This is a genomic window from Pigmentibacter sp. JX0631 (genome assembly GCF_029873255.1).
Classification (GTDB): Bacteria; Bdellovibrionota_B; Oligoflexia; order Silvanigrellales; family Silvanigrellaceae; genus Silvanigrella.
In genome coordinates this window covers 2,881,723-2,903,304 of sequence record NZ_CP123622.1, presented here as the reverse complement: position 1 = coordinate 2,903,304, position 21,582 = coordinate 2,881,723, and the positions used below count along the sequence as shown (strand labels likewise).

The 21,582-nt window shown below is 29.8% G+C and carries 21 protein-coding genes; 12 read left to right on the top strand and 9 right to left on the bottom strand.

Going from position 1 to position 21,582, the window contains the following annotated elements; translation table 11 throughout:
- The first annotated feature begins 3 nt into the window (after positions 1-3).
- The 6 genes from QEJ31_RS12580 to QEJ31_RS12555 all read left to right on the top strand — a co-directional run bounded on the left by QEJ31_RS12580 (position 4) and on the right by QEJ31_RS12555 (position 4,927).
- A complete protein-coding gene (locus QEJ31_RS12580) occupies positions 4-669 on the top strand; it encodes a bifunctional adenosylcobinamide kinase/adenosylcobinamide-phosphate guanylyltransferase (protein WP_280590612.1) in 666 nt (221 codons plus the stop codon).
- Complete coding sequence (gene ubiE / locus QEJ31_RS12575) at positions 666-1,406, top strand: bifunctional demethylmenaquinone methyltransferase/2-methoxy-6-polyprenyl-1,4-benzoquinol methylase UbiE (protein WP_280590611.1); 741 nt, start codon at positions 666-668, stop codon at positions 1,404-1,406. Before QEJ31_RS12580 ends, ubiE begins: the two co-directional genes overlap by 4 nt.
- A gap of 104 nt (positions 1,407-1,510) precedes the next feature.
- Positions 1,511-2,458, top strand: coding sequence for a malate dehydrogenase (locus QEJ31_RS12570; RefSeq protein ID WP_280590609.1), 948 nt, complete (start codon positions 1,511-1,513; stop codon positions 2,456-2,458).
- A gap of 286 nt (positions 2,459-2,744) precedes the next feature.
- Entirely contained in the window at positions 2,745-3,500 is a 756-nt protein-coding gene (locus QEJ31_RS12565; RefSeq protein ID WP_280590607.1) for a hypothetical protein, read from the top strand.
- A 17-nt stretch (positions 3,501-3,517) separates the two neighbouring features.
- Entirely contained in the window at positions 3,518-3,781 is a 264-nt protein-coding gene (locus tag QEJ31_RS12560) for a hypothetical protein (protein ID WP_280590605.1), read from the top strand.
- Between the two features lie 123 nt (positions 3,782-3,904).
- The gene (locus QEJ31_RS12555) at positions 3,905-4,927 is read left to right on the top strand and encodes a substrate-binding domain-containing protein (protein ID WP_280590603.1); all 1,023 of its coding nucleotides are present in this window, start codon (positions 3,905-3,907) and stop codon (positions 4,925-4,927) included.
- A gap of 4 nt (positions 4,928-4,931) precedes the next feature.
- Here the strand turns inward: QEJ31_RS12555 and QEJ31_RS12550 are convergent, their stop codons facing one another.
- Both QEJ31_RS12550 and QEJ31_RS12545 read right to left on the bottom strand, forming a co-directional pair.
- Positions 4,932-6,074: a methyl-accepting chemotaxis protein gene (locus QEJ31_RS12550; RefSeq protein ID WP_280590601.1), complete on the bottom strand. Its 1,143-nt coding sequence runs from the start codon at positions 6,072-6,074 to the stop codon at positions 4,932-4,934.
- A complete protein-coding gene (locus QEJ31_RS12545; protein WP_280590599.1) occupies positions 6,064-7,137 on the bottom strand; it encodes a methyl-accepting chemotaxis protein in 1,074 nt (357 codons plus the stop codon). Before QEJ31_RS12545 ends, QEJ31_RS12550 begins: the two co-directional genes overlap by 11 nt.
- Positions 7,138-7,273: 136 nt before the next feature.
- Here QEJ31_RS12545 and QEJ31_RS12540 point away from each other — a divergent pair, with 136 nt between their 5' ends.
- Positions 7,274-7,612 carry a MazG nucleotide pyrophosphohydrolase domain-containing protein gene (locus tag QEJ31_RS12540; protein WP_280590597.1) on the top strand — a complete coding sequence of 113 codons (339 nt, stop codon included), beginning with the start codon at positions 7,274-7,276 and terminating at the stop codon, positions 7,610-7,612.
- Positions 7,613-7,639: 27 nt separating this feature from the next.
- Here the strand turns inward: QEJ31_RS12540 and QEJ31_RS12535 are convergent, their stop codons facing one another.
- The 3 genes from QEJ31_RS12535 to QEJ31_RS12525 all read right to left on the bottom strand — a co-directional run bounded on the left by QEJ31_RS12535 (position 7,640) and on the right by QEJ31_RS12525 (position 10,819).
- Positions 7,640-8,650: a diacylglycerol kinase family protein gene (locus QEJ31_RS12535; RefSeq protein WP_280590595.1), complete on the bottom strand. Its 1,011-nt coding sequence runs from the start codon at positions 8,648-8,650 to the stop codon at positions 7,640-7,642.
- A 2-nt stretch (positions 8,651-8,652) separates the two neighbouring features.
- Positions 8,653-10,215 (bottom strand): pyruvate kinase, encoded by a 1,563-nt coding sequence (locus tag QEJ31_RS12530; protein WP_280590593.1) that lies wholly within the window; start codon positions 10,213-10,215, stop codon positions 8,653-8,655.
- 112 nt (positions 10,216-10,327) lie between these two features.
- Positions 10,328-10,819: a transcriptional repressor gene (locus QEJ31_RS12525; protein ID WP_280590592.1), complete on the bottom strand. Its 492-nt coding sequence runs from the start codon at positions 10,817-10,819 to the stop codon at positions 10,328-10,330.
- Between the two features lie 83 nt (positions 10,820-10,902).
- Here QEJ31_RS12525 and QEJ31_RS12520 point away from each other — a divergent pair, with 83 nt between their 5' ends.
- A complete protein-coding gene (locus QEJ31_RS12520) occupies positions 10,903-12,930 on the top strand; it encodes a carboxy terminal-processing peptidase (RefSeq protein ID WP_280590590.1) in 2,028 nt (675 codons plus the stop codon).
- 9 nt (positions 12,931-12,939) lie between these two features.
- Here QEJ31_RS12520 and QEJ31_RS12515 read toward each other — a convergent pair whose 3' ends face one another.
- Positions 12,940-13,824 carry a hypothetical protein gene (locus QEJ31_RS12515; protein ID WP_280590588.1) on the bottom strand — a complete coding sequence of 295 codons (885 nt, stop codon included), beginning with the start codon at positions 13,822-13,824 and terminating at the stop codon, positions 12,940-12,942.
- Between the two features lie 160 nt (positions 13,825-13,984).
- On the opposite strand from QEJ31_RS12515, the gene QEJ31_RS12510 reads away from it, so the two are divergent.
- From QEJ31_RS12510 to QEJ31_RS12500, 3 genes are all read left to right on the top strand, one after another.
- A complete protein-coding gene (locus QEJ31_RS12510) occupies positions 13,985-16,072 on the top strand; it encodes an ABC-F family ATP-binding cassette domain-containing protein (RefSeq protein ID WP_280590586.1) in 2,088 nt (695 codons plus the stop codon).
- 197 nt (positions 16,073-16,269) lie between these two features.
- The gene (locus QEJ31_RS12505; protein WP_280590584.1) at positions 16,270-17,751 is read left to right on the top strand and encodes a hypothetical protein; all 1,482 of its coding nucleotides are present in this window, start codon (positions 16,270-16,272) and stop codon (positions 17,749-17,751) included.
- Between the two features lie 228 nt (positions 17,752-17,979).
- Positions 17,980-18,162 carry a PD-(D/E)XK nuclease family transposase gene (locus QEJ31_RS12500; RefSeq protein WP_280590583.1) on the top strand — a complete coding sequence of 61 codons (183 nt, stop codon included), beginning with the start codon at positions 17,980-17,982 and terminating at the stop codon, positions 18,160-18,162.
- A 113-nt stretch (positions 18,163-18,275) separates the two neighbouring features.
- On the opposite strand, the gene QEJ31_RS12495 is transcribed toward QEJ31_RS12500, so the two are convergent.
- The 3 genes from QEJ31_RS12495 to QEJ31_RS12485 are packed head-to-tail and all read right to left on the bottom strand — an operon-like array spanning position 18,276 to position 20,651.
- Positions 18,276-19,862, bottom strand: a complete 1,587-nt coding sequence (locus tag QEJ31_RS12495; RefSeq protein ID WP_280589758.1) for an IS66 family transposase — start codon at positions 19,860-19,862, stop codon at positions 18,276-18,278.
- A gap of 31 nt (positions 19,863-19,893) precedes the next feature.
- Positions 19,894-20,265, bottom strand: a complete 372-nt coding sequence (gene tnpB / locus QEJ31_RS12490; protein WP_280590581.1) for an IS66 family insertion sequence element accessory protein TnpB — start codon at positions 20,263-20,265, stop codon at positions 19,894-19,896.
- Positions 20,262-20,651: a hypothetical protein gene (locus QEJ31_RS12485; RefSeq protein ID WP_280589761.1), complete on the bottom strand. Its 390-nt coding sequence runs from the start codon at positions 20,649-20,651 to the stop codon at positions 20,262-20,264. The genes tnpB and QEJ31_RS12485 overlap by 4 nt, the downstream gene beginning before the upstream one ends.
- Before the next feature lie 79 nt (positions 20,652-20,730).
- On the opposite strand from QEJ31_RS12485, the gene QEJ31_RS12480 reads away from it, so the two are divergent.
- Positions 20,731-21,435 (top strand): Rpn family recombination-promoting nuclease/putative transposase, encoded by a 705-nt coding sequence (locus QEJ31_RS12480; protein WP_280590579.1) that lies wholly within the window; start codon positions 20,731-20,733, stop codon positions 21,433-21,435.
- Positions 21,436-21,582 lie beyond the last annotated feature (147 nt).

Below are 21,582 nucleotides of genomic sequence, written 5' to 3'. Positions count from 1 at the left end.
GTTATGGAAAAAAATAATTATTCCGAAAAAATTGCGCTTTTTTTAGGTGGAGGGCAATCTGGAAAAAGTTTTTTTGCTGAAAACTGTGCAAAAAAATGGGAGAGAGTGTTATTTTATGCCACAGGTGGACAAATTGAAAATTCCCCTGAATGGAATTTGCGAATAAAAAAACACAAAGATAGAAGGCCACAGCACTGGACAACTGTTGAATATCCAATAGGACTAGAAGAAGTCATAAAACATTGTCAATATGAAAATTTTGATGTTCTTTTAATAGATTGTTTAACTTTATGGATGGGATGGCAAATATCCCAAAATATCCAAAACTATTCACAACTTCAATTACTGAAACACTTAGAAACAGAATCTTTGTACTTTATCAAACAATTATCAAGTTTAAATTGCCCTATTCTTGTTGTTTCAAATGAAGTTGGAGAAGGCGTCATACCAGGAAATGAAAGTGGACGGATATTTCGCGAAGCTCTTGGCGCTATGAACTTAGCTTTAGGTGAAAAAGCAAAATGCATAACTTTTAGTATCGCTGGCCAAACGTTATTGCTAAAATCTCCGAATTTAGTATTAAATAATGGCTTTGCTCCAATTGGAGTAGTCGATGAAGATTATATTTACTCCGAGTTAAAAAAGCAGGAAATTCAGGAGAAAAAATGAGTTTAAATAAACAGGAAAATAATCCATTAGTATTAAGTGAAAAATCTATCCAAATTCAAAAAATGTTTGATAAAATATCGAATAAATATGATTTTTTAAATAGACTATTATCTGCTGGACAAGATACAAGATGGCGAAATAAAATGATATGTTCTTTTCCAGAAAATACCTCTGGAACTTTATATGACGTTGCATGTGGTACAGGAGATGTTCTTTTTCATACAATAAATAAAAGAAAAGATTATAAAACTTTTTATGGATTTGATATTTCGGCTGGAATGCTTGAACAGGCAAAAATAAGAGCAAGAAAAAATAATGTAAATAATAATTTACATTTTATTCAAGCTTCTGCCGAGGCTTTACCTGTTGAAAATAATTCTGCTGATTGTTTAACTATTTCATTTGGTTTTCGCAATGTAGACAATAGAGATTTTGCATTAAAAGAATTTAATAGGGTTTTAAAAACTTCTGGTACTTTATTTATTTTAGAATTTTTTCCTGCAGATAATACTTTTTTTGCTAAATTATTTGACTTTTATTTTAAGAAAATTTTACCAAAAATTGGTGGCTTATTTTCTGACAGATCTGCATATGAATATCTACCAAATAGTGTATCTACCATGCCTTCAGCTGAAAATTTTTCAAAAATGCTATCTAATGCTGGTTTTGTGTCTATTGAACAAACAAAATGGTTAGGTGGTGCTACAAGACTTTTCAAAGCGACTAAAAAAAGTTAAAAGAATTCTGTCTTCTTGTTTTATATTATTAAAACAAGCATGATCCTTTTACATGTTATTCTGTGATTAAGTTATTCTTGTTTCTTTATTAGGGGAGTTTTTATATGCTAAAAAGACCTAAGATTACTGTTGTTGGTTCGGGTGGAAATGTTGGAGCTGCTGTTGTTCAATGGTGCGCGCAAAAAGAACTTGGAGATCTTGTATTAATTGATTTAAAACCTAATGTGGCTCAAGGTAGAGCTTTGGACCTAGCTCAAGGCGGTGCATTTGCCGGTTTCAATGCATCTTTTACTGCAACGGATGATTCTTCTTTTATGCAAGATTCAGACATAGTTGTTGTTACTGCAGGTGTTCCACGGAAACCAGGACAAACTAGAGAAGAATTAGTTGGAATTAATGCTGGAATTGTAAAAACTGTTTGCGAAAATGTTAAAAAATTTGCACCTAATTGTGTTTTAATATTGGTGTCAAATCCTCTTGACGCGATGCTTACTGTTGCACAAAAGGTAACAAATTTCCCACGTGAAAGAGTTATAGGAATGTCTGGTGTGTTAGATTCTTCTCGTTTTAGAAGTAATATATCACGCGCACTGAATGTTCATATCAAAGATGTCTCAGCCATTGTAATTGGCGCGCATACTGATAAAGACATGGTTCCTGTCACAAGCACAGCAACAGTTGGTGGTGTTCCATTAAATAAATTATTAACCGCCGATCAAATTTCTGATATTGTAAGTCGTACAAAACGTGGCGGCGCTGAGTTAACAGAACTTATTGGAACTTCAGCATGGGTTGCGCCTGGTTTTGGTGTAACAGCTATGATAGAAAGCATAGTGCTTAATCAAGGAAGAATTCTTCCATGCTCAGTTGAATTAAAAGGTGAATATGGAATTTCAGAAGGCGCTTGTTTATGCGTACCAGTTAAGTTAACAAATAAAGGCGCTGAAAAAGTATTTGAAATTGATCTTTCTCCTGAAGAAAATGCAGCTTTAAAAGCAGCCCATACAGCTTACCTAGAAGTTAGAAAAATAGCTTTAAATAGTATTAATTAATTTAATTGGGGTAATAAATTAACTTGTTACCCCAATTATATATTTAAATTTAAAATAGTTATTTATATTTATAAAAACTAACTATTTTTTTCTTCTGAATTTTTCTAAAATTTTCTATTAAAAGATTGACAATAAAAAAAAGAAACCCATATTATGATGCGATGTTAGGAATCTTGAATGAGTTAAAAGTGAGATTAATTTTTCCTTTTTTTCGTTCAAATATATCAAATCATTGTGAAACTTTTTATTTTCGAATTGATTTGATTTAAAATGAAAAGGAAAATCCATGAAAAAAGTTATTCCAATAATTGCATTTTCTTCTTTAATGGTTGTTAGTTGTATAGATCATTCTACAGCACCAAATAATAATGCTTTTACAGCGGCTTCTTGTCCAACCGCCGCTGTCAGTGTTGTTAAAGTTTCATATAATGAAAATCTGGGTAAATATACAATTTTCCATGGCGCAGGAAACGATAACAAAAATCTTCCTAATCCTTTAAGCGTCAAAAATATTCAAATGGCGCAAATAGAAAATGCTAAAGGTAGTTCAGGAGAATCTGCTAAATTAAATTTTAATAAAACTGACGGAAATTGTACTCCTGTTTTAGAAATGACTCAGGGATATAAAATAGATTTAGTGGCAGCAACAAATCAAAATGCTACTACTGGCGAACACTCCGCCAGTAGCAATAGTGGAGGAAGTTCTTGGGCTCCTTTTCTAATGGGAGCATTAGTTGGAAATGCGGTATCAAATGCTATGCAACCTAGATACGCACCACCTGCTTATTATTTGCCTCCTCCTGCCTCTGGTAGCCAAGGCGGACTGGTTACAGGAGGAGTTTCCGGAAAAACTCCTGATGAACTCAATAAAAAATATGAAAACCAATACAAACAATCTTCTACTAAAAAAGGCTTTTTTTCTCCCCGTTCTACTGCACAAAGCGATGATTCCAAACCTAAGAAAAAAGGATTTTTCTCTGGTGGTAGTGACTCTTCTTCAACAAGTAAAAAATCCGGTGGATTTTTTAAAAAGAAAAAATAATTTAAAGGAGTTTTGATATGTCTAATTTTTTCACAGGTGTTGTCAGAAAAAAATTTACTTTGTTATGTGAATCTCCCGAAGGTGCCCAAATTGAAATCATCTCTTGCTATGACGAAAATGCGGCGAAAATAAGCAAAGAAGCTACTCAAAAAATCCTTGACCTCATGGCAGAGAGTTTTGAGATGGAAGATGGATTTAAAATGAAAGTAGTCGAATCTATGGAGTCAGCAGAGGATATCCCATTAGTTGAAATGAAAAATAAAAAAGAAGCCGCTTTATAATATACTCCTTATCATTCCTTGGCAAAAAGCATTATAATTTTCTATACTACTGTAAATAAGTCGTTTTCTTCTTTTCAAAAACTCATTTTAAGAAAATGACTGTAAAGGAATTTTATGCTAAACATGAAACGTATTTTTAAAATATTTAGTATGCTATTTATGCTGTTATTATTTATCTATTCTCCAACTATTTTTTCTTGGGAAGGCCCTACTACAGGTCCAAAAGCTCAAAAAAACAAAAAAATAATTTTTATTTCCCATGATTTTAAAAATTCAAGTGTTGCTGAGGTTTTCAAGGATTTTCAAAAAGTAGCAAAATATTTAAAATGGAATGTAGATTTTATTGATGGTAAAGGATTTGAAAATATTGAAAAAGAATTTCTTCAAGCCATAATATTAAATCCAGATGCTATTATATTGGGAGGATTTCATCCTGAACCATATAAAGAAATTATTGATAGATTTAAAAATAGAATAGTTTTTGTGGGATGGCATTCTGGACCAGAATTAAATGATAAAAACTTATTTGCAAATATAACTACCAATCCATCAGAAGTTGCTATGATTGCTGCAGATTATGTAATCCAAAAAAGCAATCAAAAAGCAGGAGTTGTAATTTTGTACGATAAACTTTCTACGATTGCGACATCTAAAGCTGAAAAAATGCGGGACACTTTAAAAAAATGCATATCTTGCACAGTGTTAGCTTTTGAAAATTTACCTATGAGTGATGCTGATGTCAAAATATCTGAAGTAACAAATCAGCTTAATAAAAAATTTGGCAAAAATTGGAATTATACATTAGCTATTAATGATCTTTATTATGATAATATTTCTTCTCCTTTAAAAGAATTAAAGAGAAAGGATATATTTAATATTTCTGCAGGTGATGGATCTATAAAAGCTTTTAACAGAATTCGTTCAGGTAATTCATGTCAAATAGCGACAGTCGCCGAGCCCATAAGTGTACAAGCATGGCAATTGGCTGACGAATTAAATAGAGCATTTGCTGGTCAGAATGCTAGCGGGTATATTACTAAACCAATTTTAGTGACAAAAGAGTTGCTTGATAAATATGGAACCGATAATATATTTAAAAACTTAGGCTATGAAAAAGCATATTTAAATATTTGGTTTGGAAAGTAGTAATTTAAAATCCCATACTTTTTAAAGTTCTTCTGACTTCATTTCCTTTATTACTTTCCATAAACATTATTCCCGTATTTCCTGAAAAGGCTTTTTGAGAATTTACAGAACATTCCATTAATAGCCGATTAATTTCTGTTAATTTATTTATTATTTCATTCCCATTTTCAATTGTATTTTTATTATTTGCAGTATCATTTTTTATTTTTAGCATTGTATCTTCCATGTTTTTTACATGTCCTCTTTGCATTTCTGTTCCTTCAGAAATAATATTTATTTGTTCTTTAAGTAAATTTACTCCTTCAGTAATTCTTTTAAAAGCATCGAGTGCTCGTTTACTTACAATTTCTCCTTCTTTAATTCTTTCATTCATAGCTCTAATCATTAATGAAACCTTAATTGAGCTTTCATTTAGTAAGTCTTTAATTTGTTTTGCTGATTTACCACTTGTTCTTGCTAGTGATTCAACTTCTTCAGAAACTACAGAAAAACCCTTTCCATGATCACCTGCACGAGCGGCCTCAATTGAGGCATTCATGGCTAGTAATTCAGTTTTTGCAACTATATCAGTTATTACAATAGATTTAAGTATAATTTGATTAATAATTTCCAACATTTTATCCATGTCTGCTGTAACACTTTTAATTATTTCAATTGAGTCTCCTAATTTTTCCATTATAGAAGTCCCATTTTGCAATCTATTTTCAGTCACCTGAGTTATTGCTTTACAATCATTTATCTGCTCAATTGTTTTGCTAATCATTTGAATAATTTGTGCCAAAGCAGCAGCATTTTGATTTGTCATATCATACTGTTTATTAAAAGAATTCAAGATATTTTTCTTCGGATAAATAAATTCATCAATTGTTTCTTGACTTTTCTCTATATATTTTTGAAAAAGTAACCCTACCATAAAAGATTTTTTTTCAATCATTCTTAAATACATAGAAATTGTTGTTTGAAAAAAAACTAATACTAAACCCATAAAAACAGCATACTTGATTAAATTTAATTTCCCAGATCCAAAAAAATATACAATTGCTAAAGTCCCTAAAAATAGAGAAAAAATAGAGAAAAAATGAAGATATAATAGCTTACTTTTTAATCCGGAATAATCATAATTTTTTCCTTCATCACTAGTTTTCATTAACTTTTTCTCCGGTCCAGTATTCACTCAAAACTTTTGCTACTTCTTTTATATTTTGAAAGTTTTTATAATTAACATCATGAATTCTTATTAAATTAACTGTATCTGTTATATTTTTCTTTAAAATATTTCTAATTTCGACGTTAGATTCAGTCATATGATCAAGTCCTACTTTTTGTTCCCAAGTAGCTGCCCTTATATTTTCTGAGCGGCTTGAAATACCAAACATTTCCTTTTTAATTTCAGAAAATAAAGTCAAAGCATTATTACTAGATACTTTACCAACCTCGACCCGAGATTGATTTGCCTGAATAATTTCTTGAATTTGTTTTTGACTTTTTACTACAATATTTTCTATTTCATTAGCTTCTACTCCACTATGCTTTGCTAAATTACCTACCTCTTCTGCAACAACAGAGAATCCTTTTCCTGTTTGCCCTGCTTTTGCAGCTTCAATCGATGCATTTAATGATAATAATTCTGTAGTAGAAACAATAGTATGGATAGTAGAAGTATCATTACTTATCTGTTGAATTAAATTAGAAATTTCACTTAAACCATCTTTTGCTTTTTCAATAGTTAAAATGGATTCAACCATTTTTTCCATAATTTCATTTCCTTCATTCACATCCCTAGTAACCTTATCAGACATTTCTTTACAAACTTCTGAATTTCTTGTTGTTTCAACAAACATGAGAGCAATGTCTTGCATAAGCTTTGCATTTGTAGTGAGTTCATCTAATTCACTACCTGTAACAGAAATAAATTGTGATAAATTATCTTTTAAATCTTTTAATTGTTGATCACCTTGAACAGATTGTGTTGAGGTATAATTCAATCCATTTTTTATAGATTTAACAAATTTGTAAAGTAAATATTTAATTAGCAGTATAAATGACAAGCCTATGAAACATAATACTAAAATAGCAATATATAAATTATTGTTAGAAAATTGATCATAATAAATTATTCCTATGGATAAACTAGCACACACTAAAATATGAATAATAGTGGCTATCCAGAGTTTATTTTTTGCAGAAATACTTTGCAAAAAGAATAACATTTTATTATCTTTCTTACCCATAGCAAGACATTTTGCTTTGGCTTAAGATTTATCGGAAAACTAAGAATAGAAAGAAATTTAAGATAGGCAAATAGATCCTAATAAATATTTTATTGACAGGAACAAGGAGAAACCTTTGAAGCGTTTAAATGAACCAAATGTTATTGGATTAAAAGCTATCCAACATGAATTTAACCATTATCAAAATCATGCTTTTTGCGAACGACCTGCAAATTTTTTTAGCCTTGAATTGTGTGGAGAAGCTGGAGAACTTGCAAATTTAGAAAAAAAAATTTGGCGAGATCCATCAAATCAAACGCCATTTGAAACCATTCCTGATGAAGCAGCCGATGTATTTATTGCGTTAATGAATTATTGTAATTCAAGAAATATAAATTTAGAGGAAGCTGTGAAATTGAAGCTGCAGAAAATTGAAGAAAAAAGATTAAAAGGTTTAATGGGAAAGACTAAATAAGTATTATTTTTTGAAGTATACTTGTGTTTAATTTATATTTGCAATTATTGAGATTTTATTTGGCATTATAGAAAATGTTGCTGGTAAATAACCAGGCAGTTCTCCATCACATTCAGTAGGAATTAATTCACTGAATTGTGGTTTAATTGTAACAGAAGATACTTCTTTTTCAGTAATTGCATATTCTAAACCAGAATAATTTCCTTTGTATAATCGATTCATCATAAAAATTGATTTTAAGTAATTCATTTTATTAACTTGAACTATTTTAAATTTTCCATTTTGCAATGAAGCTTGAGGTGAAACTTTCATTCCTCCTCCACAATATTTTCCATTACAGACAAACAATACAGTTAGATCAGTAGTTATTGTTTCTGAATTATCGTAACAAATCTCGACTGGAAACGATTTGTTTTTTAAAAGTGTTTTTATTGCTGCTATTAAAAATGAACTTTTCTTTCCAAATAGAGTATTTTTTCTGTTGTTGATGATTTCAATTGTTTGCCCATTCGCTCCACAACCACCAATATTAATAAAATATCGTTGTTTTGGGATATTATCTTGCTTAAATTCTATTAATCCTACATCACAACTTATGCTATTTTGTTTTAATATAATTTCTAGTGATTTTTTAATATTATTTGGAATTCCTAAGGTTTTCACAAAATCACAGCCCGTACCTAAAGGCATGCATGCAAGTAAAGGAGTTAAATTATTTTTTTTACTTAATATACTTTGCTGAGTTCCAAAAATTTCGATATTTTCTGTTAAAAATAATTCTGAATTTAAAATATTCCCTAAAAGTCCGTTAACGGTTTCATTAATTGTGCCGTCACCACCAACAGCAACTACAATGTCATAACCCATATTTTTTGCATAGGAAGCATAAAAAGAAGCTGCTAATGGAGAATTTGTAAAACTCCAGTTTGCATTAGGAAAGACAGATAAAACTTCAGGTAAAATTTTAGTATCCCAAACTTTTTCTGTTCTTCCTGATCTTGATTTAGGGTTCACTATAAAAAAAATACTTGGCAACATTATTAATCAATTTCCTGCACTGTAAATAAATTTGAATTTCTTTCAGAAACACTCGAGGCGGTTAAAGAAACAAATACAAACTTATCACCTTTTTTAAACGCATAATTATTTACTAATATTTCTTTTATTTCGTTTAATATTCTTTCTACTTTGCTTCTTGATTCTAAAACAACTGCAGAAACAGATCGCAATAAATTCATTTGACGCATAATTTTCTTGTTACATGTAATAGCAATAATTTCAGTAGGTGTACGCATTGATGATAATTTCATAGCCGTATAACCTCCTTCCGTAAAACAAACTATAGCTCTTACATTTGCCTGTTGAGCAATACGAATTGCGCCATAAGTCACAGCATCATCATCTGAAGGTATTTCATCCATTTCAAAAGGATGCCATTTCTTTTCAAACCAAGCTTCACTATTGATTAAAGTTTCTTGAGAAACTTCTGCAACAAGCGATGAATTAGGTCCCTCAGTAACTTCATGTGATAATACTAAAGCATCGGCACCATCAGCAGCAGCATTGGCCATATCAGATACTTCTGCCCGTGTTGGATTTGCATTAACAAACATGGAGTGCATAAGTTCAGAGGCCACAATAACAGTTTTTGAAAGTTTATTACAACGTGTGATGAGTTCTTTTTGAATGATTGGTAAATTGTGTGGATGTTCATCAATACCAAGCTCAGATCTGCTTAAAAATACACCATCAACCAGTTTTAAAAGTTTCGGCAGCAATTCTAATGATCGCTTAGAATCAACTTTTAATAGAAACCGAGGAGGCAGTACCGCTTCCAATTCATGAACGTTTTTAGAAATTGGAATACTCGGATGTCTTTCAGATACTTTGACATTTTCTCCAAGAATACCTGTTTTAATAGATAATAATTCTTCTTCTGATTTTAAACCGTCAATAATAACGTAATCTGCTAATCCTGAAAATCCTGAGCGCAATGTTTTTTCATCTTCAGGCAATAAAGGAAATAAATCTCTAGACATATCTGTAGAATGAACATCAACTCCTGATAAAAGAAGTCCTCCATTTTCAACGACACAACGGATAGTACAACCAGAAGTTAATGCAGATGGTATAGAAACCACTTTTAATTCCACAGCACCATAGGAAATACTAATTTTAGTACCTACTTTAATATTAACTAACTGATCTTCACTTGAGACAATTACTTCTACATTTTTTGTCGCAGTTGTTGATGGCCTTAGAGAAGCACAGTAATTAAAATCAACTAAAAAGGTAATATCGATAGAAGTTCCATCGACCACTTCTAATTGCGCATTAGGAACTGATAATAAAGCTCGACGCCCTATAAAACTTAATAAAAAGGGGACATAGCCATCACTTTGAGAAACATCTTCGCTTGCTAATTGACGAGAAATTTCTTCTCTTAACTTTAAAATATTAGGTAAAGCACTTGAAGAATAGGACATACGGACAGCATCTAAACGATATTGAGTAATGGTTGCGGCAATATTTTCTATCCCAAGTTTTTCGCAACCTTTATTTGTTACAGTCCATATCAATTTTGCCTTCGATTTTTTATTCATAACGCTGTTCTTTCCTAATTAACATTTCATATAAGATAAGTTTTCAAAACCAATACTTATCCTAATCAATTTCAATGGGAAAATAGAACTTGCGTGAATAAAGATCAATTCATTACTTTATATTTTTCCGTTTACAGGACTCAAAGCTAAGGCAGTCAGCAAAAAGTTCCATTTTATGCGTTTTCAATTGAAATCCAAGATTTTTAGCAACAATATCTTGATATCTTTCAAGTTCTTCATCATAAAATTCTACTATTTCACCACATTGATTACAGATTAAATGATCATGGTGTTCATTATCTTGGTCAGCAAATTCAAAGCTAGCTCTATCTCCACTAAAATGCCGCTCTACAAGAATTTTAGAATCAGTCATCATTTTAAGAGTCCGGTAAACAGTAGCAAGACCTATTGAACTATCAATTTTTTTTACTTCGTTTGAAATAGTTTCTGCATCTACATGTCTGCCAGAAGAAAGAACAGCATCAAGAATTATTTTGCGTTGGCGAGTTTGGCGTAAACCCAATTTACTAAGATAATCATCAAAAACTTTATGTAAATGTGATCTTTTAGGTAAATTATCAATGGATCTTCGGGATGTCGTCATAAAATCTCACAAATAACAAATTGACTATACTAGAAAAAGTTGAAAGGATAATAAAGCTTTAAGATGAATAGAGGATAAACATTATGCAAATAAAAGAAAAGTCTTTGCTGGTATTTATAATCACATTCATCTTTGGAGGTTCATTCTCCCAGTGCCTAGCTTACGAAGAGAACTTAAATATTGCAAGAACAAATCCATCCATATTAAATTGCGAAGAAGTAAAAAACCGTATTAACACAATGTTAGAATTACATTATCAATACGATCAATTTACCGAAGAGCTATTTTCCAGAACAATGAATAAAATGGGAGAGTCCTTAGATCAAAATAAAATTTACTTACTGCAATCTGATATAGAAAATATCTCGCATAAAGCTAAATATTATTTAACTGATTTAAGCAAAAATAATTGCAATTTTGTTTTTGATTTTTACAAATTATTTTCGAAAAGAGTGGAAGAGAGAAATAATACTATAAAAAAAATTTTAACTAATATTGATAAAAAAAAGGAAACTGAATACTTTAATGCAAATAAAAACAATTGGGCTAAAAGTTATCCCGAGCTATATAGAACTTTAAAAAGCAAATTAAAACTTCAGTACTTAAAAGAAGTAACTGCAAAAAATAATATTGACATTAAAAGTAAAATTGAAAAAAAATATTTAAAATTTGAAAAAAATTTATCGTCACTAGATAGTGATAAATTATTTGGAAATTTTTTAAATAGTTTTGCACTAGCTCTTGATCCTCATTCAGCACACATGCTTCCTAATGAACATGATTCCTTTGTAATTCATATTAGTAATAAATTAGAAGGAATTGGCGCACAATTAATTGAAAAAGAAGGCGAAATTTATATTAAATCCTTAGTCAATGGTGGTGTAGCGCAAAAAGATGGAAGAATTAAACCAAATGATAAAATATTGGCTGTAGATCCTGGTAATGGAAGTGGTTTTCAATACTTATTCGATGTAGATGTTGATAAAGCGGTAAGTTTAATTAGAGGAAAAAAAGGATCCCTACTAAAAATGTATCTACAAAGGCCTACTAGTAAAGGCTATGAAAAAATTAATGTCTCTTTGCTTAGAGACGAAATAGAATTAAAAGACGATAAAGTTAATAGTACAATAATAGAATTACAAAATATAAAAATTGGTGTAATTAAAATTCCAACATTTTATACCGATATAAAATGTAAAATAAAACTTCTTGATACTTGCAAAGGTGTAGCTTATGACACCGAAAAAGAGCTCATTAAGTTAAATGATAATGGGGCAAAAGGAATTGTGATAGATTTAAGAAATAATGGAGGAGGAGATTTTCCGGAAAGTATTAAATTAACTAGTTTGTTTATTCCTAAAGGCACTATTGTGCAAACATTAGATAAATATCATATTCAAAAAAAATATAATGTTGAACAAAACTCTTGGTTATACAAGGGGCCATTAGTAATTCTAGTAAATCACTTAAGCGCTTCAGCATCTGAAATTTTCTCCGCAGCTATTCAAGACTATGGCAGAGGTATTATTGTCGGCGATAAAAAAACTTATGGGAAAGGAACAATCCAAATAGTTCAAGAAATTCCTGGAACTTTTGGGAGAAAAACAGACGGTGCTGTTAAAGTCACTCAAAGTAAATTTTACAGAGCCACTGGAAAAAGTAATCAAATGGTTGGAGTAGAAACAAATATTAATTTACCAAGCCTGCAAGAAGGGTTTGATACTGGAGAAGAAAATCAAGATTATGCTTTATCCTTTGATAGCATTCTCCCTGCAAGTGACTTTAAGCCTCTAAAAAATAATGCAAATTTGATAAATAAATTAAATATTTTAAGTGAAAAAAGAATATCTATAAATGAAAAATATAAATCACTTATAAATAAAATAAATGCTTTTAAATTAGGAAAAAGCACATTGATCCCTATTTTAAGTAGTAATCTAAAATTAATAGAAGATTATCTTAGTTCAAAAGAAAATGATGAAAATTTAGAAGAGGATAATAAAAAATTTGTGATTGATAAAGATCTCCAATTATCAGAAAGTATTCTAGTAATGAAAGATATTATAAATTTGCCAAACGAAAATTGGGTTAGTTACTCTAACGCAAAATAAATAAGTTAATTAAGATGCTAATTCATATACTTGTAAATATTTTGGAGGATTCATTAATCCTACATAACAATATTCATTTATAAATTTTAAAATTCCTACATTTTTAGAAATTATAAATTCACTAATTTCATCAGTCGTATAATGTTTTATTTTTCTATTTTTTGACAATAAAATAAAAGTTACGTTTTTACAAATTGAAGGAATCCAAGTTGAATATAATATTGTTTCTTTAAATATTGATTTCAATACTTTAATTTTTTCTTTTAAATTTTGATCACTATTAATTTGGAGGTCAGCAATATGAAAAGACATCAAACCATTTTTATTTAATAGAGAATGGCAATTTAGAAAAAATTTCCTGTCAAGTAATGAACTATTTTCATTACTAATATATGAATAATTTATATCTAAAATAATTAAATCAAATTTTGTCTGATACTTTTCCTTATATTCATCAAAACTTAGGAAATGCATATCTACTTTTTTATTTTTATAAGAATTCTCATGAATTTCAGAAAGATATTCTGCACTGGTTAAAAATAGCTCTTTATCATCTTCAACTACTGTAATTTTTTCCAAATTTTTCCATTTCAAACATTCTCTTATACTTGCCCCACAGCCAAAACCTAAAATTAAAACATTTTTGATATTTTGAGATTGAATAAAAGGCACATGCACTAAAGGCTCATAAAACATAAATTCATCAGAAGAAGTAAACTTTAATTTGTAGTCTAGAATAAAACCAATCCCCCTGGTATCAAATTCTGTCAAATATAAATTATGTTTTTGTGTTTCCTTCTGAACTCGTGTTTTAGTAATTAAATATTTGTAAACTTCACCATCAGACAATTTTTCAGAAAACCACAAGTCAAGGAGTTTTGATTTCTGCGGCATTCACACCCCTTATGCTAATATCGTAAATTTTCGTTATTTTATTACAATTTTTTTTAAAATCTTAAAATTTCATCTTTTATATATTTTTAACTATTGAAATTTCAGCAATGTTAAGTTTTAAAAAGAAATGCCATTGTAATTTTCCAACTAGGAGATTTTTATGTCCACAGCTCCCTACTTATCAATTCACAACATTTCAACAAGTTATGGAGCAACCAAACTGTTTGAAAACTTATCTTTTACAATACATCCAGGGGAAAGATGGGGAATTGTGGGGCCAAATGGAGCTGGGAAGTCTACTTTATTCAGACTACTAGAAGGAAAACAAGCTCCAGATTCTGGAACAATATCCTTTCGTAATAATTTAAAAGTATCAATTTTAACTCAGAAATATGAATTTGATGCTGAAAAAACAGTCTTTGAAATTCTTAAAGATTCATTGCCAATTGAGTATGATTTAGATGCTCAGCAAGAAATTATTCTTCATAAAATTCAAGAACATACAGATTTACTCACCACAAATTCTGATCTAGGAAATGACGTAAAATGGAACGACACTCTCATAAAGCTACATGATGAGTTATCCAAATTTTCAGGAGCAGGAACAGAAAATATCTTAAATAGTGCTTTAAAAGCAGGGAAATTAAACGAAATATCGCAGTCTAAATTTAAAAATTTATCTGGTGGGCAACAAAAAAGAGTTCAAATTTTAACAGCATTACTTAAAAATCCACAACTGATTTTATTAGATGAACCAACAAACCATCTTGATGTTCAAACGGTTGATTGGCTTGAAGAACTTCTATTAGAAGTGGTTGAACAAGGATCTAATTTGTTTGGCTTTAAAAATAATCAAGAAAATTCAGAAAGAATTGCCTTTGCAATTATTTCGCACGATCGGGCTTTACTTGATACTTTGGTAAATAAAATTCTTGAAATAGAGGGCGGTACTGCAACTCAATATGAAGGAAATTATGAAGATTATAGCCAAGTAAAAATTGAAAATACTCTTACCGCTGAAAAAACAAAAGCAAAAATGGCAAACTTAATGCGTAGAGAACTTGCTTGGCTTAGAACTGGAGCAAAAGCGAGAACAACGAAACAAAAATCTAGGATTGATAGAGCCCATGCATTAGATAAAGCTTTAAATCAAAAAGAACAAAAATCAATTCAAAGTAAAAAAACCACAGATTTAAATTTTGCAGCAACGATGACTGATGAACAAAGAAACTCAGAAGATAATATTGTTGCGGTCGTTAAAAGTTTAGGTGATCAAGAACTTGTAAATTTAAAAAATGTTTCCATATTGCATCCAAATGGAAAACAAAATCATTATATTTTTAAAAATTTAAATCTAATTATCAAACCAAAAATGAGAATTGCAATTTTAGGTCCAAATGGTTGTGGAAAATCAACATTAATGAATATTATTGCTAATCAACTTCATCCTAGCCAGGGTGATATCAAATATCATGAATTAGTTAATATCACTTATTTCGATCAACAAAGACAGAAATTAGATACAACACAGACCGTTAAATCTACTCTTTCACCCGAAGGGGACTATGTCCACTTCGGTGGAAAATTTATTCATATCATGAGTTATTTGGATAAATTTTTATTTTATAAATTTGATGCAAACAGAAAAGTAACAGAATTGTCTGGTGGCGAGCAAGCTAGATTATTACTTGCTAAACTTATGCTAGAACAAGGTAATTTACTCATACTTGATGAACCTACCAATGATTTAGATATTCCAACCTTACAAATTCTTGAAAGAAACTTAATGGACTATCAAGGTGGAGTCTTATTTACTAGCCATGATCGTTATTTTGTGCAAAAAGTTGCGACAAATATTTTGACCTTTTTAGGAAATAACGAAACAACTGAAAATACTACTGGCCAATGGCTATTATTACCGGACTTAGACCAAGCTTTAAATGAAATGGAAAAATTTTTAGAACCAACTGGAAAAAAAGAACTTAACAAAATTGAAGATAACCAAGAAAAAAAACAAGAAGTAGCCAAAAAAAGAAAACTTTCATTTAAAGAACAAAAAGAATTAGAAAATATAGAAAATAGAATTTCTGAGCTAGAAGAAAAAATTTCTGCATTAAATAAAAAACTAGAAGAGCTTTATAGTAAAGGAACAAATCATAAAGAAAGTGATCTAGTTTCAAAGGAAATTCTTGCAATGCAAAATGAACTAGATAATTGTTATACTAAATGGGATTCATTAAGTGTTTGATAGTTAATTCTTTGTTTGTCGTAAATGATATCAGAGTTCCTATGAAATGTAAAATTTGTTTGAAAAATGCAGTATTAAATCAAATGTTTAAATAAAATTTCAAAAATTCAATTCTAAAAATTTGAATATATATCAAAATAATATATTTAATATTTTTTCTACAGATTTTTATTTGTTTTTGAATTAGAAGGATATCAATGAGTAAGTTTAGTAATATTATTAAGTTAAGAAATATTTTATATATCTTTCTAACTTTTAGATTCTTATGTGCAATAGTTTATTGTTTTATGCCAATTAATTCACCACAAAACTGGAGACAAACTGATACGTTAGGAGTCGCTTTAAGTTATTGGATAAAATGGACTCACTTATCTGAGTTTAAAACCCCTTGGTACCTGCCAAGTGTTTTAAATTCAGGTAACACAGATGGTGTTATGCCAATGGAATTCCCGTTGCTAAACTTTGTTGCTGCACCTTTTTTTTCTTTAGGAGCATATGAAGGTAAAGTTTTAGCAAGTTTATTTGCCTGCTGTATGGTTTTAATTCTTTTATTTTGCAATTTAAAAATATGGAAAAATATTAAAATTTATGAAATTCCAGCTTATGAAAGTATATTATTATTTAGCTGTTTTTCCTTTTCTGCTCCATTTTTTTGGCGCTTTATGCCTGATAGTATTTCAGTTTTATTTTGTCTCTTAGCAGTAGGATTGACTTGGAAGCAAAAAAGATTTATCCCCGCATTTTTGTTTAGCACCATTGGCTTATTAATGAAGCCAACCAGTGTTATTGTTTTTGCTTTTTTTCTTGCGGACAAAAATTGTTTTAATCGTATTAAAAACTTTATTTGGCTTATACCTTCTGTATCAATAACATACTTTTTCTATACTTTCGGTGTTGCATATATATCTAACTATCAAGAAATTGGAGGGTTATTTTATATTCAAAAAAGACCATTTTTTTATTCCTTATACTCATTTTTTCTTGACTACAAACAAGTTCTTGCAAATTTAAATACATATAGTTTATTTAATTTTGGTTTTGTTTTTGCAATTTTCTTTCTGTTATTTAAAATAGTAAAGGAAAAGAAAGTTTATTTTCTGACTCTGTGGATAATTGCTATTATACAATATGTTACAATTGCAGGTCTTGATGGGACTCATGCTTTTGTTCATTACTACTATATGGCAGGAATTTCTTTTACTATGAGTTTTATTGCTCTCGGTATTTGGAAGAACCTAGATAATAAAATTCTAAAATTAATAGCATTTTTTATTTTCTTTAAAATGTATTTAAGTATCTGTATGCAAGATGCTTTAGGAATAAACTTTTCAACTTTTGTCAGGGAAAATATTTTAGGAAAAAAAGTTATCTATCATGAAAATTATATTCCAAAAAATGTTCAAAATGCCCCTGAAAGTGATATAGCTTTAAAAGGTGATGATTCTCCATATAAAACATGTGCAGAATTGAAGCAAAGAAATCCTAATTTTCCATGGGATAAAGCATATGTTTTTCGTTCTACACCAACCTACTATCCATCACTTGGATTATGTTTTGGCGAAAGAGAAGCTGCAAAAAAATCAGAATATGGTTTTTTCTATAAAAATACTAAAATACCTGATGATTGTAAAATTGTTGATACTATAAATATGATCCAATTAGGAATTTGTAAAAATTAAGTGAATATTTTTTCTTAAAGAATAATGACTTTTAATATAAGTATTATTTAAATTTTTTATGGAACTTCATAAGATATAGAAGCTAAAAAAATCAAAGTCAGAAAATAAAATTCAATAGAAATTCACTTTGTTTAGTTTTCTTTTTATTTTGTTGAGTTTCTGGTCAGCACCACACATTTCATTTTTTTTAATTTAAGCTCCTTTTCCGTTTACTTGAAAGGAGTCGTAATGGAATTCGAATTGCTTGATATTAAAAATGATTATGTCTTTAAACGTATTTTTGGTGAAAAAGATGATATTTTAATTCACTTTTTAAACAGTGTCTTAAATTATCCGGAAAATGAAAAAATTATTTCCTTAACATATTTAAATACTGAAATTAATAAAGACCAAGAAGACGATAAAGAGTAAATCGTCGAACCTTCACACATTGCCGAGTAAACGTCAATGCAGTAACTTAATTTTATAATTTAATTTATAGTGATTTATTTACGTAATTTGATAAATGAATAAGAATTGTTTCTTTATCCGCTGTCTATATTATTAAATTCTTTTGGGGTAAAGACGTTTTTCCCAGCATGAATATCCTTAACAAGCATTGAAAAATATTCTCTAGGATTTATTCCATTTAATTTACAAGACTCTACAAGAGTAAACATAATAGATGCTGTTTTTGCACCTTGTTTTGAATGAGTTCCATACCAAGTTTTTCTTCCTATAACAGGACTTCTAAGTTGTCTTTCTTGGTGATTATTATCAATGGGCAATTCAATATTTTCGATAAATCTTGTAAGCCCTTCATAGTTTTTTAAAAAATAGTTTATAGCGATTGCTAGTGTACTTTGAGCAGAAACTCCTTGTAACAATTTTTTTCCTATTATCTTCATGTCTTCAAAGAGTGCTTTCATTTGATTTCTATTTTTTTGCAGTAGTTGAGGATCTTTTTTTCCATCTGATTCTAACCTATAAATTTCATGATACTGTTCAATGAAGAATTTACTTTCAGGGAATTTTTCAGCTTCCATGAATTTGCGACGACTATGCGCATTGCAATAAATATTTTTAATTAATGGAATATTTTTATTCTCTCGCTTTTTATTTACTTCTGTTGTTGATTTAACGTAACCGGAATAAATGTCACTGACTAAATATTCACACTTAGATTTGCCAAGAATCTCAGAAGCGACATCGCCTGATCTGGTATTCCTGATTTCAAAGTATGAGCTTTGTTTGTTGGAAAATCCCCATAAATACCAGCTCTTTTTTTCATCTCCTTCTAACATGCGGTGAGGGGTTTCATCCGCATGTAATACGTTTGAAGATAATATTTCTTCCTTTACTTTATTATATGCCAGTTCAACATATTCGGCTAGTTTATGTGTCGTACCTATTAAACTATTGGGTGGTAAATCCACAAAGCCTTCACGCCCTGCTATTGAACTGTATCTTTCAATAGGGATGAGATCACAGTACTTTGTCATTGCAACATCGACTATCATTTCGTCACTATAAACTGAACTTGGTATTATTTTTTTAGGAGTAGGAGCAGTCTTAATATCTCCATGACATTTGGTACACCGGTATTTATGTCGCTTTTGTTTTATTATGTAGTAATCTTTTGGCTCTGTTGTTAAAAACTCACTATCTTCAGTCATTCCAGAATCACGCATTTGTGAACCACAGCAGTTGCAAATAGGCAGTTCCTTAAATTCTACATGTTCTTCAATTATTTCTGCTTCAGGATATCGCTCAGATGGAAGTCTTTTAATTTCTTTGGCACGTTTTTTTGAGCTGTTTTTCTTTATATTATCAGATGGTTCCGAAGTATTTTTATCTTTTACAATCCTTTCAGATTTTTCTCTAAATATCCTTCGTCTAAGTAATACAAGTTGCCCCTCAACTTCAACAATTTTATCCAGTAACTCTTTATTATGCTTTTTTAAGCTATCTCGTTCTTCAAGAATGAGATTGTGTTTTTGAATAAATTCATTATGAGAATTTAATATTTTCTCAGTATATTTCTTTTGATTTTCAAAGAATTCAATCAGCTGTTTGCTATTGAATTTTAAAAGATCATTCGCGGTAATTTTTTCGAATAGATTTTTTTCCATTCGCGCAAGATAACACCTAGTTCATTAAATTTCAAGTGTTTGATTTGGTTATGTATTTTCTAATTTCTGCAGGACTTTCAACAAATCTTTTGTTTAGATCTGTTCCTTCAAAAAATAAACTAAATTCAGCTTGAGTAAGAATAATTTCTTTTTTATACCTCGGATTTATTCTTGAAAATAAACCTTTTTCTAGCCTTTTGGATATGATTACGAGTCCAGTACCATCATAATAAAGGCACTTACAAGAAGACCTTTTCTTATTTATAAATAAAAATAAATGTCCCGAAAAAGGATCCTTACGAAGAACATTTTTTGCGCGATTAAATAACCCATCATACGATTCTCGCATATCCGTGGGACTCTTATTTACATATATCTTTGTTCTTCTATTAAAATTAATCATGCGCTTTTCTTTAAATAATCCAATAAAAAATCTATGTTTGAAAATCGAATCAATTTACCACCTGGTAACACTAACTCTGCAGCACCACATACAGATGTTGTTACTGTTGCATGTTCTGAATTTAAATTTTGTTCCGTTGATATCTTTATTTGTTTAAAATCTTCGTCACTAAAGTGACCTTCTCTTTTTAACCTTTTTGCTTTACCAATTAAAGATGCCATTTGGGCATGAGTAAAACCTAAAGTACCATAAAATTCCTTACTAGAACCTGTCCAATTCTCCCATGCTAATAACACTTCAAACAATATGTCATCGGGGACATGCTTTAAATACCCTTTATCTGATACATAAGAACTTAACTTCCTTTTTAAGGTTACATTCTCCATTATCATCTCCTTTCTCTTCTTTTATGATGACTATTTTAATCTAACAAATTTAATTTTTATTGAAATGTGGGCTTGTGCGATGATTTACGATAAAGAAACAAAGCTAGATGTCTTAGCAAAATTAAATAATGAAAGTTTTGTTAACATAGAAATTCAAGTGCAAAATACTTATGAATATGAAAAACGTTGTTTATATTACTGGGCAAAGCTTTATGAACAACAATTAACTAGCGGAAAAAAATATAAAACCTTAAAGCCAGCTATCTGTATTCATATTTTAAATTTTAATTTCTTTAAAGACAAAGAATATTTTATGACTAAAATCAAACCGTTAGATACAGAAACAAGAAAAGTTTTTTCTCACGATTTTCAACTCTACTTTTTAGAAGTTCCCAAAATCCCTGATCAGTATTATAATGAACTGGATAAATGGATGCACTTTTTTAAAGGTGCTTCAAAGGAGACCGTCATGGCTATGCAAACACCTGAAATTGAAAAAGCTTTTTCTACTCTTGAATATATCAGCCAAGATCCCATTGCTAGAGCAAAATACGAAGCAAGAAGAAAATATGAACTGGACTACAACACCGACATGGATGGGGCTAAGGAAGAGGGTTTTACTAAAGGTTTTCAAAATGGAAAAAATGAAGGAGAGAAATTAGGTTTAGCTAAGGGAAAACTTGAAATAGCAAAAAACCTTTTAGCCAATCATTTTTCAGTTGAAATGATCAGTAAAATAACAGATCTATCCATTTCTGAAATAGAGAAACTGAAGAATAGTTAGTTTCTCTATTATTCAAGTAATATTTAATATACCCTGAAAAAATTTTAAAAAAATTCAATTTAATATTGAAAAGAAAAATATTAAATAAAAATTCACTTTGACCAGTTTTCTTTCAACTTTGTTCAGTTTCTGGTCAACTCCACACAT

Coding starts and splice junctions, on each gene's coding strand:
- QEJ31_RS12580 (WP_280590612.1), top strand. CDS start 4: ATGGAAAAAAATAATTATTCCGAAAAAATTGCGCTTTTTTTAGGTGGA.
- ubiE (WP_280590611.1), top strand. CDS start 666: ATGAGTTTAAATAAACAGGAAAATAATCCATTAGTATTAAGTGAAAAA.
- QEJ31_RS12570 (WP_280590609.1), top strand. CDS start 1,511: ATGCTAAAAAGACCTAAGATTACTGTTGTTGGTTCGGGTGGAAATGTT.
- QEJ31_RS12565 (WP_280590607.1), top strand. CDS start 2,745: ATGAAAAAAGTTATTCCAATAATTGCATTTTCTTCTTTAATGGTTGTT.
- QEJ31_RS12560 (WP_280590605.1), top strand. CDS start 3,518: ATGTCTAATTTTTTCACAGGTGTTGTCAGAAAAAAATTTACTTTGTTA.
- QEJ31_RS12555 (WP_280590603.1), top strand. CDS start 3,905: ATGAAACGTATTTTTAAAATATTTAGTATGCTATTTATGCTGTTATTA.
- QEJ31_RS12550 (WP_280590601.1), bottom strand. CDS start 6,074: ATGAAAACTAGTGATGAAGGAAAAAATTATGATTATTCCGGATTAAAA.
- QEJ31_RS12545 (WP_280590599.1), bottom strand. CDS start 7,137: ATGTTATTCTTTTTGCAAAGTATTTCTGCAAAAAATAAACTCTGGATA.
- QEJ31_RS12535 (WP_280590595.1), bottom strand. CDS start 8,650: ATGTTGCCAAGTATTTTTTTTATAGTGAACCCTAAATCAAGATCAGGA.
- QEJ31_RS12530 (WP_280590593.1), bottom strand. CDS start 10,215: ATGAATAAAAAATCGAAGGCAAAATTGATATGGACTGTAACAAATAAA.
- QEJ31_RS12525 (WP_280590592.1), bottom strand. CDS start 10,819: ATGACGACATCCCGAAGATCCATTGATAATTTACCTAAAAGATCACAT.
- QEJ31_RS12520 (WP_280590590.1), top strand. CDS start 10,903: ATGCAAATAAAAGAAAAGTCTTTGCTGGTATTTATAATCACATTCATC.
- QEJ31_RS12515 (WP_280590588.1), bottom strand. CDS start 13,824: ATGCCGCAGAAATCAAAACTCCTTGACTTGTGGTTTTCTGAAAAATTG.
- QEJ31_RS12510 (WP_280590586.1), top strand. CDS start 13,985: ATGTCCACAGCTCCCTACTTATCAATTCACAACATTTCAACAAGTTAT.
- QEJ31_RS12505 (WP_280590584.1), top strand. CDS start 16,270: ATGAGTAAGTTTAGTAATATTATTAAGTTAAGAAATATTTTATATATC.
- QEJ31_RS12500 (WP_280590583.1), top strand. CDS start 17,980: ATGGAATTCGAATTGCTTGATATTAAAAATGATTATGTCTTTAAACGT.
- QEJ31_RS12495 (WP_280589758.1), bottom strand. CDS start 19,862: ATGGAAAAAAATCTATTCGAAAAAATTACCGCGAATGATCTTTTAAAA.
- tnpB (WP_280590581.1), bottom strand. CDS start 20,265: ATGATTAATTTTAATAGAAGAACAAAGATATATGTAAATAAGAGTCCC.
- QEJ31_RS12485 (WP_280589761.1), bottom strand. CDS start 20,651: ATGGAGAATGTAACCTTAAAAAGGAAGTTAAGTTCTTATGTATCAGAT.
- QEJ31_RS12480 (WP_280590579.1), top strand. CDS start 20,731: ATGATTTACGATAAAGAAACAAAGCTAGATGTCTTAGCAAAATTAAAT.